We start from the raw sequence: 18,521 nt of genomic DNA, 5'->3' as shown, positions 1-18,521 counted from the left end.
ACGACAACTTATCAAAACAGGAGGTTATAACATGTTTCAACGAAGACGCCATCCGGCAAAAGGTCCACATTGCTGTCCGCCACAAACGATGCCAATGCAATTTGATCCACCACAATTTTTACCACCAGAGCAATATGTCCGTACAAATTATATCCATACAGTTGTTCCACATGTACAACCAGCACATGTCACAACAGTGAATAAACATATGATTGATCATCAATACTATTTCCCATGCACAGAATCAGTTGTTAATGAATGCTGTGAAACACATACAATGTGCGGTATGCCACCTAACCCTTGTCATATGCCGCATCATCCCCATAAACATATGGGCTATTAATAGTTATGGAGGGGGCGAGTAATGCCCCTCCATATTTCAAACAAAAAAAGCCGAGTAGCCTCTCTCAGAGGTACTCGGTTTCATGCATTATTAATACATTTTTAAATATTGATCGCGTTCCCATTGATGTACAGTTGTACGATACATATCGAACTCGATTTCTTTTGCTTCTTTAAAGTTGGCGTAAATATGCTCACCTAAAGCAGCTTGTGCTACTTGATCTTTAGCCAATAATGTTAAAGCATCATCAAGTGCCGCTGGTAGATTTTCAATGCCATTTGCTTGGCGCTCTTCTTCTGACATCACGTAGATGTTGCGGTTAATAGCTGCTGGTGGCGTCAAGTTTTGACGAATACCTTCTAGACCTGCCTCTAAAATAACAGCCATTGCTAAATATGGGTTTGCAGAAGGGTCCACTGAACGTACTTCTACACGAGTTGAAAGGCCACGTGCTGATGGAATACGAATTAGTGGTGAACGGTTTTGCGCTGACCATGCTACATAACATGGTGCTTCATAACCTGGAACTAGACGTTTATAAGAGTTAACTGTTGGATTTGTAACAGCTGTGAAACCTTGTACGTGTGCAAGGACACCAGCCATAAATTGCATAGCTGTATTGGATAGTCCTAATTCTGTAGATTCATCATAAAATGCATTTTCTTTACCTTTAAATAGTGACACGTTAAAGTGCATACCAGAACCTGCTTCACCAAATAATGGCTTTGGCATAAATGTAGCGTGTAAACCGTGTTTACGAGCAATTGTTTTCACTACTAATTTAAATGTTTGGATGTTATCACAAGCTGTAACAGCGTCCGCATATTTAAAGTCAATTTCATGTTGTCCAGGAGCAACCTCATGGTGAGAAGCTTCGATTTCAAAGCCCATTTCTTCTAGCTCTAATACGATATCACGACGGCAGTTTTCACCTAGATCTGTTGGAGCTAAGTCGAAGTAACCACCATGGTCATTTACTTCTAATGTTGGTTCGCCTTTTGCATCTAATTTGAATAAGAAGAATTCTGGCTCTGGCCCTAAATTAAAGCTTGAGAAGCCCATATCTTCCATTTTTTTAAGAATACGTTTTAGGTTGTTACGTGGGTCACCAGCAAACGGTTCGCCTTTCGCAGTGTATACATCACAGATAAGACGTGCTACTTTCCCTTTTTCAGAAGTCCAAGGGAATACTACGAAAGTATCAAGATCAGGATATAAATACATATCTGATTCTTCGATTCGAACGAAGCCTTCAATAGATGAGCCATCAAACATCATTTTATTTTCCAGTGCTTTGTCTAATTGGCTTACAGGAATCTCAACGTTTTTGATTGTGCCAAGAATATCTGTAAATTGTAAACGAATAAAGCTTACGTTCTTTTCTTCGATGAGACGTTTAATGTCCTCTTTTGTGTATTTACCCACAGTTTTCCACACTCCTATAATTTGTCTAGCTTTTATGTTTACCCTACCCTATTTTTAATAGAATCGAGATAAATCCCCTCGTCGGATGGATGATTTTTGCATGCGCTGTGCTTGACGCATTTCTTCGCGCATAATTTGACGTAATTCAGAATCACTTAAATCTTGTTCTTCAATTGTAGCAACAGGATCTTTCCTTTTAGCAAATATTTTTTTAATCTTCGCCATATTCATACCCTGTTCTAAGTAGTCTTTAATTTCAAGCAATATGTCGACGTCATTTAATGAAAACATTCGACGGTTGCCTTCTGTTCGGTGCGGCTCAATTAAATGGTGTTCTTCATAATAACGAATTTGTCGTGCCGAGAGCTCAGTTAATTGCATTACAATACTCATTGATAATAACGGCATAGTTCGTCTAATTTCACGACTCATTTAAGTCCTCCTCCAATACCCGCTTATCATATAACGAAATTTTTTCACTGTCAACCAACCATGTGAGGTTTCCTAACATGGTTGGCATTATTTTTTTCAATCCGAGAGAAAATTGTAAAAAACTATTCAAATTTACGGTTTGTCCATTTCCTTCTCTCTATTTTTGAATAGCTTGTACCGCACTACAAATTGCAAATTTTACATGCTCATATGTTAGTCCACCCTGTATAAAGGCTGTAAAAGGCGGACGTATCGGACCATCTGCTGTAAGCTCTATGCTGGAGCCTTGAATAAATGTTCCCGCTGCCATAATGACATCATCTTCATAACCAGGCATATAGGCTGGTTCTGGTGCGTAATGAGCATTAATTGGCGAGTTGGCTTGTATTTCCCGACAAAAGGCGATCATTTGCTGTGCGGTTTGGAAAGAAACCGATTGTATTAAATCTGTCCGATGTGCCTGATAACTTGGAGATGTATTCATCCCGATTTCCTCCAGCATAGCTGCCGTAAAAATGGCACCCTTTAATGCTTGTGATACAACATGTGGAGCTAGGAAAAATCCTTGATAAAAATCACCTAATGTATTTAATGTCGCTCCTGCTTCTGCCCCAATTCCTGGTGATGTCATCCGGTACGCACATTTCTCCACTAAATCTGCTCTGCCTGCAATATAGCCTCCAATTTTCGCTAATCCTCCACCAGGATTTTTAATGAGGGAGCCTGCCATTAAATCAGCACCAATCTCTATAGGCTCTTGCTTTTCTACAAATTCACCATAGCAATTATCAACAAAAATAATGGCCTCCGGTGCTAACTCACGAATGTTTGCACACATATCAGCAATTTCTGCGATAGAAAAGGATGGACGTGTTGCATAGCCTTTTGATCGTTGAATGGCAATCATTTTTGTCTTCGCTGTTATGGCCCCTTTCACACCTGACCAATCGATGGTTTGATTATCCAGTAAATCAACATGTGAATAACCGATTTGATAATCTTTTAGGGACCCTGTATCTTTGTCACCACCATCGACAATGGATTGTAACGTATCATATGGCTGACCAGAAATATAAAGCAGCTCATCACCAGGACGTAGCACACCGAATAGACTAAGCGTAATTGCATGTGTCCCTGAAATAATTTGCGGTCGAACAATGGCAGCCTCTGCACCAAACACCTCAGCATAGACACGCTCTAAATTATCGCGTCCCTCATCGTCATAGCCATAGCCATTGGATGGATGTAAATGATAATCACTAACTTGATGTTTTCGAAATGCCGCTAGCACTTTTTGCTGGTTATAAAACGCCATCTCTTCCACCTTAGCATGAAAAGGTCTCACTCTCTCTTCTATTGTTGCCGCTAAAGATAGCGTCGATGCTGATAAATTAGATGTAAACGTCATTCTTTTTCTTCTCCATTTCACAATTGTCATGCATATATTCCGTAAACTTGATTCCATATTTAAATGGACCTCAATTATCCTAGAATTCCCTAATCGTCTACTTGTAATGAACGCTTATGACAGATGTTTTTCTTTATTTCATTACCATCTTATCAATTTGTATAGGTCCCTGTAAAACTTGCCTATTGTTTCTCAGCGAAATTTACGCTAAGCTAATGTGCGGACTTATTTCAAGAAGAGTATTTAATGATGAATTTTGGCTATTAAATTCATAGATTTTGTTACTTACAGGATCTTTATGCTTTAGGAATGAGATTCATTTATTTATAGAAGGGGTGAAAGGGATGGCTTGGGATGTTTTTAGTATTATTGGTACAATTGCCTTTGCTATTTCTGGGGCAATTATTGCAATGGAAGAGGAATACGATTTATTCGGTGTTTATATACTCGGTATCGTCACTGCTTTTGGTGGAGGGGCTATTCGAAATTTACTTATCGGGCTACCTGTCACGACATTATGGGGACAGGATATGATGTTTCAAATTGCACTTGCTGCCATTACCATATTTTTTATTTTTCCTCATCATTTGATTCAACACTGGCATCGTTGGGGCAATTTCACAGATGCAATTGGCTTATCAGCATTTGCTATTCAAGGCGCACTCTACGCCGTAAAGCTGGATATGCCGATCAGCGCTGTCATTGTAGCTGCGGTCTTAACTGGTTCAGGTGGTGGTATCGTGCGTGACTTATTAGCTCGACGAAAACCACTTGTTCTTCGTGACGAAGTCTATGGTGTTTGGGCTGCTCTCGCAGGACTTGTTATTGGGTTTGAAGTTTTTACAGGAGATATCTTCCTTTATATTTTATTTGCGGTAATAACAGCCTTACGTATTCTTTCCTATATGATGAAATGGCGTTTACCTTTGCGAAGGTTGAATCGGGCATAGAGTCTATCATTGATTAAATAAGCACAAATGGTTCCTTAACTATTTGCGCTTATTTTTTTTTTCAGTAACTATTTAGTCAAAAGATTCATTGCTTCTTCCAGCGTCACCATATTTTTCATCATCGAGCAAGCAGCATCTAATAGGGGAAAGGCTAGGGCTGCACCGGAACCTTCTCCTAGCCGCATATTCATGTGCAGCATGGGCTCCACTCCTAGTAATTCAGCGGCAATTTTAGCCCCTGGCTCCTCCGATGCATGAGAAGGTATAATAAAATCCTTTACTTTTGGTTCAATTTGATAAGCAATAAGCGCAGCAATAGTTGAAATAAATCCATCAATCACAACAGGTTTTCGATGACTTGCGGCTGCAAGGATGATACCAGCCATAGCCCCAATCTCTAGCCCTCCAACTTTAGCTAGAACATCAATGATATCATTAGGATTGGGTTTGTTGAGCGTAATTGCTTTTTGAATGACCGCTGCTTTATGAGCAATTCCTCCTTGACCAACACCTGCTCCAAATCCTGTTATTTCAATTGGGTCATAGCCAGTCAAAACAGCTAAAATCGCAGTACTCGGCGTTGTATTACCGATGCCCATCTCACCTGTACCAAGTAGATTGGCTCCTTTTATGATTTCATCTGTTGCCACACGAATCCCCGCTTCAATAGATTGAATGGCCTCCTCTCTAGACATAGCAGGGCCTTGTGCCATGTTATCTGTACCATATTTTACTTTTTGAACGATTACGCCCGAATTGAGTGGAAGATCATCCTTTACTCCAACATCGACCGTTACAACCTTCGTATTCGTCACACTTGCAATCGCGCAAACACCTGTACCTCCTTTTGGGAAATTTAATGTTTGAAATAAAGTAACATCTTGTGGGTTCGTCGTCACACCTTCCTTACAAACTCCATGATCTGCTGCACAGACAATCATCACCTTTTGATCAATCACAGGATATAATTGTCCTGTAATCCCAGAAAGCTGCACAGCAATGGACTCTAATTTACCTAGGCTACCTGGCGGCTTACAAAGAATATCTATTCGCTTCCTTGCTTGCTCCCTACTATTTTTATTAGCGCCTTGAATGTTTTGAATTGTGTCATGTAATAATTGCATTGTCATTTCTCCTCTCGTTCTTCATGAAGACAAAATAAAAAGCCTGTAGTTTATTGTCATGACAAATAAACTACAGACTTTTCCATCATCTATATCCTCTTCAAGCAAATAGGCAGGTCTCCTGGCTTAAGTTCAACATTTCATAGTACCTTCCCAGCAATGAGCTAGTGGTCTTCACTATTAAACTCCCTTTTACAGTGGCGGGTCCGCTAAAGCTTTTCACTTTATTCCCTATTCTCCCTTAATGGGCACCTAATGCTTGTATTAAACTACTTTTAATCTACGACAGCATATTTCTTCTGTCAATATTTGAATGTGATACTTTGTATGCCTATTCTTTTTCTAGCTCGCTTAGCAATGTTGACCCTAATAATAGTACCGCTCCTATTATTTGTAGAAGCGTCATTTTTTCTCCAATAATCATCGTTGAAATGACTAATGATGTCAGTGGATCTATATAGCTAAGAATGGCTATACTTTGCCCTTTCAGCTTTGACATGCCCCAAAAGAACAATAAAAATCCAACCCCTGCATGGACAATACCTAATGTCATTAATAATAGGACTGACTTAAAATTGAGTGTCATAACCTGAAACCCTGTTGTTCCAAGTATATAAAAACAAAGGAAAAAAGCTGCTAAAGATAGTTGAATAATTGTATTTTCCGGTTCTTTTAAGCCACATATACATTTATTTGTAAATGTTAGAGCTGTATAAAAGCATGCAGCGATAAGACCGTAGACAATACCAATAAAATGTTTACTGTCTCCAGTGCCTTGACTTTGGACAATCAAAAATAGTCCGATAATAGCCACACAGACATACAGTATTTTTCTGCCAACTAGCTTCTCTTTTAAGATTATTGGAGATAAACAGATAACTAGTATTGGTGCAAAATAATAACTGAGTGCAGCATTAGCAATTGTTGTTTCTTTATAAGCCTGAAATAAGAAAATCCAATTCCCACATAAGGCAACACTAGAAAGAATTAATTTCCACTTATTTTTGAGAATACTTCTTTTCGTTAAACTTTTCTTTTTAAAAATAAAAATCACTATCAAAAAACAAGCACCAATTAAACTCATCCAAAAAGCGATTTCACTTGAAGACAAAGGGATATACTTGGCAAAAACACCAACTGCACCAAAAATAATCATGGATAATACAAACGCTAATTTTCCGCTCATTACAATTCCTACTTTCTACGTATAAGTATTAACCTACACAGTAGAATCTATTGAAAATGAGCAAACTGTTATTGTATGCCTTAACAGTAGATTCTACTGTAAAGACATTGTTGGGGGTGCTATTGAACGAAACATACAAAATCCCTCCTTCATCGATATAATTGTAACATATTTCTGAAAATTACAGAGTACGATTTATAGATAAAGGGAAAAGGAAACGCTAATTACTTCATAGGTAAGGATAAAATTTTCTTTTTAGGAGGAGTTAGAATGAATGCAAGAGAATTAAGAAACGCGATTGCGGAGACTTGTGAAAATTATGATAGTCATTACGCTCAGTTAGTGAAACCGATTAATCAGTTATTAATGAATGTTGATGCTTCCATCAGTGAAGAAACAGCGTATGTCATTATGGAAAATTTGAAATTATTTTATAGTGGAGATAAATACATGGCGGAATGTCATTTCGATGAGAGTGAAAATTTCTTAAAGGATGGCATTGAGCTTTTACAAAAGGGAGATCTTGCGAATGGCGCTTTACAAATATACGGTGCTGGTTTAAATTTTGCCAGCTATGCTTCAAAGGTTCGCGGCCAAAAAAATGTGAACCCGTACATGAACTTTGAAAAAAACTTTAGCCTCGTCATGGACTCACTCCAAAAATAAGCATATGAAAAAAGAAAGAGTATACACTCTTTCTTTTTTCATTATGTCATTATTTAAATTCTAATTCACCATCGTAAGCTAACATGCCGCCTTCAAGGTTTGTCACATCAAATCCTTGTGCCTCTAAATAAAAACAAGCATTAGCTGAACGGCCACCAGCCTTACAAACGATAATATATGGCTTAGTTTCATCTAATTCCTCAAGACGTTCTGGGATTGTCCCAAGAGCAATATGCTGAGCACCAGGAATCATGCCATGTGCAACTTCATCCTCTTCACGTACATCAATAATATATAGGTCTTCATTTGCATCTAATAGTTCTAATAATTGTGTTGTTTCCATTGATTTCATCAAACTCGTCCTCCAAATATCTATTTCCTCTATCATTATAGCCTGTAGCAAAAAAAACAGCCAGTGTGGAGAACACTAACTGTTTAACAATCTTTTTATGCTTCTGTCTCTAAAAATTCTATTTGTTTAGCTGGAACGAATGTAGAAATGGCGTGCTTGTAAATCAGGTGCTGCTTATTTTCAGCATCCAATAATAAAACTGTAAAATTATCATATGATTTCACAGTCCCTTTTAACTGAAATCCGTTTAATAGAAATACAGTTACAAAAACACTGTTTTTACGTAGTTGGTTCAAGAACGTATCTTGCAAGTTGATTGATTTCATCAAATAGCCTCCCTACTAACTTTCTACCTCTTCATTCCTATAGTAGCACGTTCTACCAATTTATCAATTAGTAATTTTTAGAAATTTTTCTTTAATTTTATAATTGCTCATCTGTCATCACAAAATGGACATCCATTTTATTGCGGAAATAAGTAAGTTGCCTTTTTGCATAGCGGCGAGAGTTTTGTTTTAAGCTGTCAAGAGCGCCTTCTAGCGAACATTTACCATCTAAATAATCATATAATTCCTTATAACCAATGGCTTGTATAGACTGCACACCTCGGATATTTTGTTGCCATAGCCCTCTGACCTCTTCTAAAAGACCATTCTCCATCATCAAATCGACACGGTGGTTAATACGGTCATAAAGCACGTCTCGTGACATATTTTGACCTAGCCCTAAGATCAAGTGATTATAGAGAGGCACTTCACCTCGATTTTGAGCTTCAGCTGCCTTCGACACACCGTTTAATTCTAGCATCTCTAATGCGCGAATGACACGACGTGTATTATTTGGATGAATGGCCTCTGCAGTTTGAGGGTCTAGTTGTTTTAATTTATCGTGCATGGCCTCAGGACCAAGCTTCGCTAATTCATCATAATAGGCTTGACGTGCTGCCTCATCCACTTTTTCATCAGTAAATTGAAAATCAAACAGAACAGCTTGTACATATAAGCCCGAGCCACCTACTATAATCGGTAATTTATGACGAGCTTGTATGTCAGCAATTTTCGCTCTTACTAGCTTTTGATAATCGGCCACTGAGAATGATTCTGTCGGCTCCAGAAAACTTAGTAAATGATGAGGGACTCCCTCCATCTCTTCTTCCGTAATTTTCGCCGTACCTATATCTAACCCTTTATAAACTTGCATGGAATCACCGTTAATGATCTCTCCATTATACTTTTTGGCAAGTTCAATACTTAATGCTGTTTTTCCAGAAGCAGTTGGTCCCACTATTGCTACAACCTCTGCCTGCTGTAATTTATTTTCTATCATATTTTTTTAACCACCGTAATAATACTTGAAAGACCGCTTCTTGATTGTCTTCATTTAAAATTTCATGTCTCTTATCTTCAAATAAATAAACAGTGACATCCGCCACACCAGCAGTTGCTAATTGTTCTGCCACTGCGTACACGCCTAGTCCCTGTTCACCGACAGGGTCTTGACTGCCACTTATCAAAAGTATTGGAAGATCCTTTCTTACTTTGGCAATCTCTTTTTTGCGATTCAATATTGAAAAGCCTGTAGTCAAATCTACAAAAAATTGATTGGTTGGAATAAAGCCACAATATGGATCATCTATATACTTTTGAACTTCTCCTTGTACGGAGCATAGCCAATCATAGGCAGTCTTCGGATTTGGAAACTGCTTATTAAAACTACCAAAACTTAATTGATTGAGGAGCCTGCTTTCTGTCTCTTTACCAAGACCTTTTGCTAAAGCCCTGGATACAATATTACCAATTGCATGTAAGGCTGTAACATTGCCAGTTCCACAGAGCACAACATTGTCTACCTGTCCCCCATACCGTTGGATATAGCGTCTCGTAATGAATGAGCCCATACTATGACCAAAAATAATGAGCGGTTTGTCGACAACTGGTGCATGTAATTGAGTAATGACTTCATGTGCATCTTCTACAACACGTTCAAAGCCGTTATTTTCAGCGAAAAAGCCTAAAGTTCCATTATAAGCAGCTGTTTCACCATGTCCACGATGATCGTGCATCGTCACTACATAGCCGGCATTTTGAAGAGTGTGAGCAAATTTTAAATAACGACCACTATGCTCTGCCATGCCGTGTAAAATATGAATATGTCCAATACAAGGGCTTTTAGATTCTAGTGTTCGTGTGAATACAAAATGTCCATCCGACATTTGAATATAACGCTCCATCGCTTATTCCCCTTCTTTCACGAAAATAGTGGCATCCATGATGGCTTGATCTAATTCAGCCATATAAGCATTTCGTTGTTCCTCCGTGTAATTCAAGTGTTGTTGCATCACTTGAAGCACTTGTTGCTTATAGAGCTTGACTGCTTCAATGTCAAAATATAGCATGCCAGTACGACGAATAAAGAAGTCACTTGGAGTATAGACCATTTCAGCTTCTAAGCCATATAATAGCATCGCATGTAAAGTAAGTGGCATTGTACTACCATGCTCATGTAAGTATTTTACACGATCGAATAAAGCATCCACATTCGTGCCATATTTTTGGACAAGTTGCTTGGCTTCATCATAATTTAAACCGTACTGAACACCCTCTCGAGCTTTATAGGCAATATAATCAGGAAAATTGATGGCGTTAATACCCTTTGCTCCTGACAGTGATAATTCTCGAGTGATGGATGCACTCGCATGCTTATAACGACGGGTTTTTACGATTTTATCTACAATCGTTTCTGCCATTTGGCGGTAGCCTGTTAGCTTGCCACCTGCTATCGTCATTAAACCACTTGGAGCCGTCCAAATTTCATCTTTCCTTGAAATTTCTGAAGGATTCTTTCCTTTTTCATAAATTAATGGACGAACGCCTGCCCACGATGATTCAATTGTAGCTCTTGTAATATTGGCGGTAGGAAAAACTTTCTTTGCCGCCTCAACTAAATAGTCCACATCTTGCTGTGTTGCAACAGGATGTACTGGATTGCCCTCAAAAACAGTATCCGTTGTACCTACATAGGTTTTACCATCCCGCGGGATTGCAAATGCCATACGTCCATCAGCAATATCGAAATAAACTGCTTGCTTTAATGGAAAATCTTTTTGATTCAGAACAATATGAACACCCTTCGTCAATCTTAATTGCTTATTATCAGCTACTTTATCCCTTTGTCGTACATCATCCACCCAAGGACCTGTAGCATTGACAATTTGTGCAGCATGTACATTCAACATGCGTCCTGTTACATGATCTTCTACTTTAATGCCAACAAGCTTTTTCTTATCGTAGATAAACTCCTTCATCTCCGCATAATTAAGACAAAGTGCCCCATATTCAACAGCTTTTTTTAATACTTCAATTGTAAGACGTGCATCATCTGTACGATATTCAACATAATAGCCTCCACCCACAAGTCCTTCTTGATTGAGTAAAGGTTCTAATGCTAAGGTTTCTTGCACATTTAGCATCGTTCTACGTTCCTGTTTTTTGACACCTGCTAAACGGTCATAAACTTTTAAGGCTAGAGATGTTGTCATTGGGCTAAGGGAACCCTTTTTATATAAAGGCAAAAGCATTTTTTCTGGTGTTGTCACATGCACAGCATTGTCATAGACGATTTCACGTTCACGTCCCACCTCTGCTACAACTCCTACATCAAATTGCTTTAAATATCGTAGTCCACCATGGATAAGTTTAGTCGATCGACTCGATGTTCCAGCAGAGAAATCCTGCATGTCGATACATGCGACGGACAATCCCCTTGAGGCAGCATCCAGGGCAATACCTGCTCCCGTAATGCCTCCACCGATGACTAAAACATCAAAACTATAGTGCTCTAAATAATATAAAATTTTTGGACGATGCTCATATGAAAACATACCTTTTCCCCCAATAGCTAAGATTTAAAAATTCGTGTTGCCTCTACAGCTCTTTGCCAGCCGGCATAAAGAGCTGTCGCTTGGTCTTTTTCCATTTTCGGCTGGTAGGTTTGACCATTTACCCACAGTGCTGATAAAACCTCTTGATTTGGCCAAAAATTTGTAGCAAGTCCTGCTAAATAAGCCGCACCTAGTGCTGTTGATTCATTGAGCTTTGCCAGTTCTACATGCAACTGTAAAACATCACTTTGGAATTGCATTAATAACTCATTTTTTACAGCACCACCATCTACACGTAGTACTTCAATAGGTGCACCGGCTGCTTCCTCCATCGCATCGAGTACATCCTTCGTTTGATAGGCTAATGATTCAAGTGTCGCACGGATGAAATGTTCTTTAGACGTGCCACGCGTTAAACCAAAAATGGCACCACGAGCATCTGTATCCCAATAAGGTGTACCTAGTCCAACGAAGGCAGGTACAACATAGACACCATCCGTATTGGCTACTTTTTTAGCATAGTTTTCTGAATCCTCAGCAGTCCGAATCATACGTAGTCCGTCTCGAAGCCATTGGATCGCTGAGCCTGCTACGAAAACACTTCCCTCTAATGCATAGGTCACCTTACCATCTATTCCCCAAGCAATTGTCGTTAATAACCCATTTTCTGACTTTACTGCCTCTTGCCCTGTATTCAATAACATAAAGCAGCCAGTACCAAAAGTGTTTTTAGCCATTCCTTTTGTAAAACAAGTTTGGCCAAAAAGTGCCGCCTGCTGATCACCGGCAATACCTGCAATCGGAATTTTTTCGCCAAAGAAAATACTTGCCGCCGTTTCAGTGTAAATTTCTGATGAATTTTTCACTTCAGGAAGCATCGACATCGGAATATCTAATAGCTGACAAAGTTCCGCATCCCATCGTAATTCATGAATATTGTATAGTAACGTTCGAGCCGCATTTGAATAATCGGTAACATGGGCCTTTCCCTTTGATAATCGCCAAACAATCCAAGAATCAATCGTGCCAAATAATAAATCTCCATTGTCAGCCATTTCACGGGCGCCCTCTACATGATCTAACATCCATTTAATTTTTGTGGCTGAAAAATAAGCATCTAGTCGTAATCCCGTTTTTTCCTGAAAAAGCTCCTCAAACCCTTGTTCTTTCAGGTCATTCACAATTTCCTGCGTTTGACGCGACTGCCAGACAATGGCGTTGTAAATAGGCTTTCCGCTATGTTTATCCCACACTACGGTTGTTTCTCGCTGATTCGTTATTCCAATAGCATGGACATCACTAGCATCATGCCCGCTTTCTGTTAAGACGGTTGCAATTACTGAAAGGACCGAACCCCAAATTTCATTGGCATTATGTTCTACCCAGCCAGCCTTCGGAAAAATTTGCTGAAACTCTTTTTGTGCTACATGAACAATTTCACCTTTTTTATTGAATAGGATAGCTCTTGAGCTTGTTGTGCCTTGATCAATTGCTAAAATAAATTCGCCCATTATTTTCCCCCTTTTCACTACATGACCCGTTTGAACATTTTTTCTACTTCATACGATGTAAAATGAATGAGCACTGGACGTCCATGTGGACATGTAAATGGATTATCAGCTTTGCGTAAATCTCTCAGCAATATTTCCATTTGTTCTTTCGTTAAATAATAGTTGGCCTTAATAGATTTTTTACAGCTCATCATAATCGCAGCGGCTTCACGTAATTTTTTTACATCTGCCTTTTTAGTCGTCAGCACCTGTTCAATTAAATCTTCAATGATTTCCTGTTCCTCACCTTTAGGGAACCAGCTAGGGTGCTCGCGTACAACAAAAGAAGATTGTCCAAATTCTTCTAAAAATACGCCTACTGCTTCTAATTCATGTTTGTGTTCTCGTAATAAAAGTGCCTCATCGGCCGCATAGTGGAATGTTAGTGGAAGTAGTAATGCCTGCCGCTCATGTGGATTAACTTGACCGACCTTTTCCCGGAAAAATTCATATTTAATGCGCTCTTGTGCAGCATGTTGATCAATTAAATAAAAACCATCTTCCATTTGGGCGACAATGTATGTGCCATGGATTTGCCCGACTACTTCTAGCTCAGGGAACGGTTCCTTAACCGTCTCATCTACTAATTCCACATGTTGCTCCACAACAGTTACTTCTTCTATTTCTTCAGCCTGTAATGGCGGAGTAGGATGCGCGTAATCCTCCATAATAGTAGAAACAGGCTCTGGCTCTACTGTAGTTTCTCGATTGTTTTCTTGAACAGTTTGCACATCATATAACTTCTCTACAATTGCGTTCATTTTCTCCACATCTATCTTAGGTGCAGGCTTCCAAATATTTAATTGCTCTGTAGCTGGTTTTACAATTTTTTCTTTTTTCTCCATTTGTGGTACGCGAATAACGCTACGTATTCTTTCACGGATAGTTTCTTCGATTAATTTTAAAAGCTCTGGCTCCTTACTTAAACGAATTTGATGTTTCGCAGGATGCACATTAACATCTGTCAAAAATGGATCTCCCTCTATATAAAGAACCACAATAGGAAAACGTTCAATCGGTAAATACGTATGGTAGGCATCAACAATAGCTTTCTGTACTAAATAATGCTTAACCCAGCGACCATTGACGAATAGAGACATATAATTTTTTGAAGCACGCGTCACCTCTGGTAGGGTCACATAGCCAGAAATGCGATAATCGTGTGACTCCCCTTGGAATGACACCATTTTCTTAGCATTATGTACTCCATAAATGGCAGCAAGCACTTGTTGCACATCTCCTCGTCCATTTGTTTGGAGTAATAGTTGACCATTATGCAATAATCGAAAAGCAATTTGAGGGTTACTAAGCGCAAGACGATTCATTAAGTCTATAGTGTGCCCAAGTTCAGTTTGAATAGTTTTCATATATTTTAAGCGAGCAGGAGTGTTAAAGAATAATTGTGATACCGTCAGATCTGTCCCTTTACGTAAAGGGCCGGGCTTATGCGTCAACATATGACCACCCTCAAGCTCTAAATGTGTACCGGATTCACCGTTCGATGTAATTAAAGTCATTTTTGAAACAGAAGCTATAGATGCTAATGCCTCACCACGGAAGCCCAATGTCCGAATACGAAATAAATCATGCTCCTGATGGATTTTACTTGTTGCATGGCGAGAGAATGACATGATGGCATCCTCTTCATCCATACCGCTACCATTATCAATTACTTGAATGGAAGTGAGACCCGCTTCTAGTAAAAAAACATCAATGGACGTACTTCCCGCATCAATTGCATTTTCTACTAGCTCTTTGACAACTGAAGCTGGTCTTTCAACTACTTCTCCTGCTGCAATTTTATTGGAGAGCCATTCGTCCATAATTTGTATGTTTCCCACTAACGAATCACTCCTTTATTTTTTCATGTTTAATAACTCTTGCTGCAACTCATATAAAATATTCATTGCCTGCATCGGTGAAGTTCCTAAAATATTAACTTTCTCTAATTTTTTTAACACCTCTGCCCCAGCTGGTGCAATTGGCTCTTCTTCAGTAAATAAGGACATTTGCAGTGGCGGTTCTGCTATTTTCTGTGTTTCAGCCACTACTTCGTTCCCAGCCTCAAAGTTTTCCAATAGCACACGTGCTCTTGCCAAAATTTCTTCTGGTAATTGCGCTAATTGTGCCACATGAATACCATATGATTTATCAGCAGCACCTTTTTTCACCTTATGCAGGAACACAACCATGCCATTTTTTTCGGTCGCTGCAACATGTACATTTTGTAAGCGTGGTAAATCCTTTTCAAGAGCTGTTAATTCATGATAATGCGTAGAAAACAACGTATTGGCACCAATTTTGTCATGAATATATTCCATCATGGATTGAGCTAAACTCATCCCATCATAAGTAGAGGTACCACGACCTATTTCATCAAATAACATTAAACTGTTTTTTGTAGCATGCATAATGGCGTGTTGAGATTCAAGCATTTCTACCATAAATGTAGATTGCCCTGCTGCTAAATCATCAGCTGCTCCGATGCGCGTGAAAATTTGGTCAGTAATAGGTAGCTTCGCCTTTTCAGCAGGTACATAGCAGCCCATTTGTGCCATGACAACAATTAATGCTACCTGACGCATATAGGTACTTTTACCAGACATATTCGGCCCAGTAATAAGCATCATATTATTCTGTTCTTCTAGCACACAATCGTTTGGTACATACATTTGCTTATTCAATATTTTTTCTACAACAGGATGGCGACCTTCAATGATTTCAAGCGCTCGTCCATTATGGAATTGAGGTTTTGTAAAACGATATTTTTCTGAGATACTCGCAAAGCTTAGTAAAACATCTAACTCACTTATGCTCGCTGCCAGTGCTTGTACACGTGGAATAAATTCCTTTAATGCATCCCGAATTTCTACAAATAGGTTGTACTCTAGTGTTAGGCTTTCTTCTTCAGCATTTAAAATCAATGCTTCTTTTTCTTTTAATTCCTGTGTAATATAGCGCTCTGCATTAGCTAGCGTCTGTTTGCGCTCATAACGAGTTAAATCCGCTAAATGGATATTAGATTTTGTAATTTCAATATAATAACCAAAGATGCGATTATAGCCAATTTTTAAGTTTTTAATGCCTGTTTTCAAACGCTCTTCTTGCTCGAGCTGAGCAATCCAATCCTTACCATTGCGAGCGGCATATCGAAGCTCGTCTAATCGTTCATGATAGCCGTCTCGAATCACATCCCCTTCTTTAATGGTAATTGGTGGATTATCCGTTATGGCATTTGCTAAAAGCTCCTCAACAGCTGTACATGTATCGAGAGCTTCCCCTAATTGTTGGAGTGTCTCCTTACCCGCACCTATTAACTGCTGCTGAATAGCTGGCACTTGGCGCAACGAATCACGTAATTGCGCTAAATCACGGCCACCTACATTGCCGAAAGCAACGCGACCAGCTAGCCGCTCTAAATCATATACCTGTTTTAAAGCAGTTTGTAACTCTGTTCGAACAAAATATTCTTCTAATAAATCAGTCACAATCGCTAGTCTAGACTCAATAGCCGAGCGTGTGGCAAGCGGCTGATGTAGCCATTGTTTTAATTTACGGCCACCCATTGCTGTGACAGTATCATCGAGCAACCATAACAGTGTCCCTTTTTGATCTCCACCGCGAATGGATTGAATGAGCTCTAAATTTCGCTTTGAGCTAGAATCAATGCGTAAATAATGTTTCATTTCATTAAACGTAAATGCTTGAATATGTGATAACGAACGCATTTGTGTTTTATCTATATAGGCCAATAATCGAAGGCATGAAATTTGTAGGGCTGGTGGAACAGCTTCTACATAGCTAGCTGCTTTATCCACCGTCATTTCATCGGCTTCCACTGATAGTACAATGGCGGCATTTGCAGCATGTTCTGCTAACAATAACTGTAAACCATCCGTTACAATAAGTTCCCGAATACCATAAGCCTGCATTTGCATTAATAATGCTTTGCCATCACCTTCAATGGACGAAGCCACGGCTTCACCTGTTGATAAATCTAAATATGCATAGCCGAATGTTGTGTCATTCAGTTGTTCGGCTGCTCCAATAAAATGATTGGATTTCCCTTCAAGTGTCTTACCTTCCATAATTGTACCGGGTGTGATGAGTTGAACCACTTCACGTTTGACCACGCCTTTTGCTTGCTTTGGATCTTCTGTTTGTTCACAAATAGCCACTTTATAGCCTTTTTGCACAAGTGTTTCAATATAATTTTTAGCCGAATGATGCGGCACACCACACATTGGAATTCGTTCTTTTGCGCCAGCATCCCGGCTCGTTAACGTAATTTCTAGAATTTGTGAGGCATTAATGGCATCCTCAAAAAACATTTCATAAAAGTCACCTAATCTAAAAAATAAAAAGGCATCCTTGTAATCTTCTTTAACCTGTAGATACTGTTGCATCATTGGTGTATATGTTGTCATATAAATATTTACCTCGCTCTTACCTATAGATAGTTTTATTATAACAAAAGATACATGCGAAACGCTTCATTCACCTTTTTTAAGATGCTAGCGTTTCGCATGTATCGAAAAATGATGGTTTCTAAAATTATCTTGGTCGTTCATCAGGAAACGATGACGACTCTAATACATACCTACCTTCTCCATCAGAGCTTGACGATGAGCTTGAGCTAGATGAGGACGATGATGATGAACTCTCATCATTAAGGCTCCAGTCTTCTTCATAATCTAGCGGATGTACACTAATACAAATTGTTGTTTCACCCATTACTTCCACAACCACTTCACGTTCTACTACAATTTCAAATTTCGTCCCACATGAAGAAATTACTGCTTCAATACAATTCGGTTCTTGTATTACCCGTACACGAACATCATCACCAACGCTAATTTCCCCTTCTCGATAGTGAAGCTTCACTTTGTCTTTATAGTGAATTGTTTCCGAAAACACAGCTGTCTTTGAATGATTACTATAGGCATACCATACATTGACATCAAATTTCCCTGTTACTTCTACAAATTTCCCGACTCTTTTAGCAGAGCAAGTATGGTTAATTACCCAGCATCCTAAAATACTTGTCGGTTTATTTGTTGGTGATAATGTTACACGCTCTTCCGTTCTCTTCTTCCCTTTGGCAACTACTGCTTTCGTCACGATTTGTCGTAAACGTTTCAGCGCAATTCCTCCTTCGACTCTTTTCACTCCATCATATGCAGGTAGCGCCCATTGGGTGAACAT

Annotated in this window: 17 protein-coding genes and 1 riboswitch; of the genes, 3 read left to right on the top strand and 14 right to left on the bottom strand. The window is 39.1% G+C overall.

The features are described from left to right. Positions 1–31: 31 nt before the first annotated feature. A complete protein-coding gene (locus KVT27_RS02910) occupies positions 32–343 on the top strand; it encodes a CotD family spore coat protein (protein WP_025114030.1) in 312 nt (103 codons plus the stop codon). A gap of 90 nt (positions 344–433) precedes the next feature. On the opposite strand, the gene glnA is transcribed toward KVT27_RS02910, so the two are convergent. From glnA to KVT27_RS02895, 3 genes are all read right to left on the bottom strand, one after another. Then, complete coding sequence (glnA, locus tag KVT27_RS02905; RefSeq protein WP_036124204.1) at positions 434–1,768, bottom strand: type I glutamate--ammonia ligase; 1,335 nt, start codon at positions 1,766–1,768, stop codon at positions 434–436. A 54-nt stretch (positions 1,769–1,822) separates the two neighbouring features. Continuing rightward, positions 1,823–2,200 carry a MerR family transcriptional regulator gene (locus tag KVT27_RS02900; protein ID WP_036124201.1) on the bottom strand — a complete coding sequence of 126 codons (378 nt, stop codon included), beginning with the start codon at positions 2,198–2,200 and terminating at the stop codon, positions 1,823–1,825. Between the two features lie 157 nt (positions 2,201–2,357). Then, entirely contained in the window at positions 2,358–3,608 is a 1,251-nt protein-coding gene (locus KVT27_RS02895) for a methionine gamma-lyase family protein (RefSeq protein ID WP_036124198.1), read from the bottom strand. 344 nt (positions 3,609–3,952) lie between these two features. On the opposite strand from KVT27_RS02895, the gene KVT27_RS02890 reads away from it, so the two are divergent. Continuing rightward, positions 3,953–4,558 carry a trimeric intracellular cation channel family protein gene (locus KVT27_RS02890; protein ID WP_036124195.1) on the top strand — a complete coding sequence of 202 codons (606 nt, stop codon included), beginning with the start codon at positions 3,953–3,955 and terminating at the stop codon, positions 4,556–4,558. A 68-nt stretch (positions 4,559–4,626) separates the two neighbouring features. Here KVT27_RS02890 and cobT read toward each other — a convergent pair whose 3' ends face one another. Next, on the bottom strand, positions 4,627–5,682 hold the full coding sequence (gene cobT / locus KVT27_RS02885) for a nicotinate-nucleotide--dimethylbenzimidazole phosphoribosyltransferase (RefSeq protein WP_036124192.1): 1,056 nt from the start codon (positions 5,680–5,682) through the stop codon (positions 4,627–4,629). A 94-nt stretch (positions 5,683–5,776) separates the two neighbouring features. Beyond that, positions 5,777–5,952, bottom strand: a riboswitch (cobalamin riboswitch). 61 nt (positions 5,953–6,013) lie between these two features. After that, entirely contained in the window at positions 6,014–6,868 is an 855-nt protein-coding gene (locus KVT27_RS02880) for a DMT family transporter (RefSeq protein WP_036124189.1), read from the bottom strand. Positions 6,869–7,138: 270 nt separating this feature from the next. On the opposite strand from KVT27_RS02880, the gene KVT27_RS02875 reads away from it, so the two are divergent. Continuing rightward, on the top strand, positions 7,139–7,534 hold the full coding sequence (locus KVT27_RS02875; RefSeq protein WP_036124186.1) for a hypothetical protein: 396 nt from the start codon (positions 7,139–7,141) through the stop codon (positions 7,532–7,534). 49 nt (positions 7,535–7,583) lie between these two features. Here KVT27_RS02875 and KVT27_RS02870 read toward each other — a convergent pair whose 3' ends face one another. The 9 genes from KVT27_RS02870 to cotE all read right to left on the bottom strand — a co-directional run bounded on the left by KVT27_RS02870 (position 7,584) and on the right by cotE (position 18,521). Beyond that, the gene (locus KVT27_RS02870; protein WP_036124183.1) at positions 7,584–7,886 is read right to left on the bottom strand and encodes a rhodanese-like domain-containing protein; all 303 of its coding nucleotides are present in this window, start codon (positions 7,884–7,886) and stop codon (positions 7,584–7,586) included. Between the two features lie 95 nt (positions 7,887–7,981). Next, positions 7,982–8,212, bottom strand: coding sequence for an RNA chaperone Hfq (gene hfq, locus KVT27_RS02865; protein WP_025114023.1), 231 nt, complete (start codon positions 8,210–8,212; stop codon positions 7,982–7,984). A 97-nt stretch (positions 8,213–8,309) separates the two neighbouring features. After that, positions 8,310–9,212: a tRNA (adenosine(37)-N6)-dimethylallyltransferase MiaA gene (gene miaA, locus KVT27_RS02860; RefSeq protein WP_217580636.1), complete on the bottom strand. Its 903-nt coding sequence runs from the start codon at positions 9,210–9,212 to the stop codon at positions 8,310–8,312. Further along, positions 9,199–10,116, bottom strand: coding sequence for an alpha/beta fold hydrolase (locus tag KVT27_RS02855; protein WP_036124176.1), 918 nt, complete (start codon positions 10,114–10,116; stop codon positions 9,199–9,201). Before KVT27_RS02855 ends, miaA begins: the two co-directional genes overlap by 14 nt. A gap of 3 nt (positions 10,117–10,119) precedes the next feature. Continuing rightward, a complete protein-coding gene (locus tag KVT27_RS02850) occupies positions 10,120–11,766 on the bottom strand; it encodes a glycerol-3-phosphate dehydrogenase/oxidase (RefSeq protein ID WP_036124173.1) in 1,647 nt (548 codons plus the stop codon). Between the two features lie 17 nt (positions 11,767–11,783). Beyond that, positions 11,784–13,277: a glycerol kinase GlpK gene (gene glpK, locus KVT27_RS02845; protein WP_217580634.1), complete on the bottom strand. Its 1,494-nt coding sequence runs from the start codon at positions 13,275–13,277 to the stop codon at positions 11,784–11,786. Positions 13,278–13,294: 17 nt separating this feature from the next. Then, positions 13,295–15,157: a DNA mismatch repair endonuclease MutL gene (gene mutL, locus KVT27_RS02840; protein WP_217580632.1), complete on the bottom strand. Its 1,863-nt coding sequence runs from the start codon at positions 15,155–15,157 to the stop codon at positions 13,295–13,297. A gap of 15 nt (positions 15,158–15,172) precedes the next feature. After that, positions 15,173–17,743: a DNA mismatch repair protein MutS gene (gene mutS / locus KVT27_RS02835; RefSeq protein WP_217580630.1), complete on the bottom strand. Its 2,571-nt coding sequence runs from the start codon at positions 17,741–17,743 to the stop codon at positions 15,173–15,175. A 127-nt stretch (positions 17,744–17,870) separates the two neighbouring features. Continuing rightward, positions 17,871–18,521, bottom strand: a complete 651-nt coding sequence (cotE, locus tag KVT27_RS02830) for an outer spore coat protein CotE (protein WP_175445510.1) — start codon at positions 18,519–18,521, stop codon at positions 17,871–17,873.

The sequence above is a fragment of the Lysinibacillus sp. GbtcB16 genome, from assembly GCF_019091145.1.
GTDB lineage: Bacteria > Bacillota > Bacilli > Bacillales_A > Planococcaceae > Lysinibacillus > Lysinibacillus fusiformis.
The sequence above is the reverse complement of the archived record's forward strand: the minus strand, read 5'-3'. Positions and strand labels throughout refer to the sequence as shown.

Excerpts from the sequence above, each read along its gene's own strand:
- KVT27_RS02910 (WP_025114030.1), top strand. The coding sequence starts at position 32 with ATGTTTCAACGAAGACGCCATCCGGCAAAAGGTCCACATTGCTGTCCG.
- KVT27_RS02900 (WP_036124201.1), bottom strand. The coding sequence starts at position 2,200 with ATGAGTCGTGAAATTAGACGAACTATGCCGTTATTATCAATGAGTATT.
- KVT27_RS02895 (WP_036124198.1), bottom strand. The coding sequence starts at position 3,608 with ATGACGTTTACATCTAATTTATCAGCATCGACGCTATCTTTAGCGGCA.
- KVT27_RS02890 (WP_036124195.1), top strand. The coding sequence starts at position 3,953 with ATGGCTTGGGATGTTTTTAGTATTATTGGTACAATTGCCTTTGCTATT.
- cobT (WP_036124192.1), bottom strand. The coding sequence starts at position 5,682 with ATGCAATTATTACATGACACAATTCAAAACATTCAAGGCGCTAATAAA.
- KVT27_RS02880 (WP_036124189.1), bottom strand. The coding sequence starts at position 6,868 with ATGAGCGGAAAATTAGCGTTTGTATTATCCATGATTATTTTTGGTGCA.
- KVT27_RS02875 (WP_036124186.1), top strand. The coding sequence starts at position 7,139 with ATGAATGCAAGAGAATTAAGAAACGCGATTGCGGAGACTTGTGAAAAT.
- KVT27_RS02870 (WP_036124183.1), bottom strand. The coding sequence starts at position 7,886 with ATGAAATCAATGGAAACAACACAATTATTAGAACTATTAGATGCAAAT.
- hfq (WP_025114023.1), bottom strand. The coding sequence starts at position 8,212 with ATGAAATCAATCAACTTGCAAGATACGTTCTTGAACCAACTACGTAAA.
- miaA (WP_217580636.1), bottom strand. The coding sequence starts at position 9,212 with ATGATAGAAAATAAATTACAGCAGGCAGAGGTTGTAGCAATAGTGGGA.
- KVT27_RS02855 (WP_036124176.1), bottom strand. The coding sequence starts at position 10,116 with ATGGAGCGTTATATTCAAATGTCGGATGGACATTTTGTATTCACACGA.
- KVT27_RS02850 (WP_036124173.1), bottom strand. The coding sequence starts at position 11,766 with ATGTTTTCATATGAGCATCGTCCAAAAATTTTATATTATTTAGAGCAC.
- glpK (WP_217580634.1), bottom strand. The coding sequence starts at position 13,277 with ATGGGCGAATTTATTTTAGCAATTGATCAAGGCACAACAAGCTCAAGA.
- mutS (WP_217580630.1), bottom strand. The coding sequence starts at position 17,743 with ATGACAACATATACACCAATGATGCAACAGTATCTACAGGTTAAAGAA.
- cotE (WP_175445510.1), bottom strand. The coding sequence starts at position 18,521 with ATGTTCACCCAATGGGCGCTACCTGCATATGATGGAGTGAAAAGAGTC.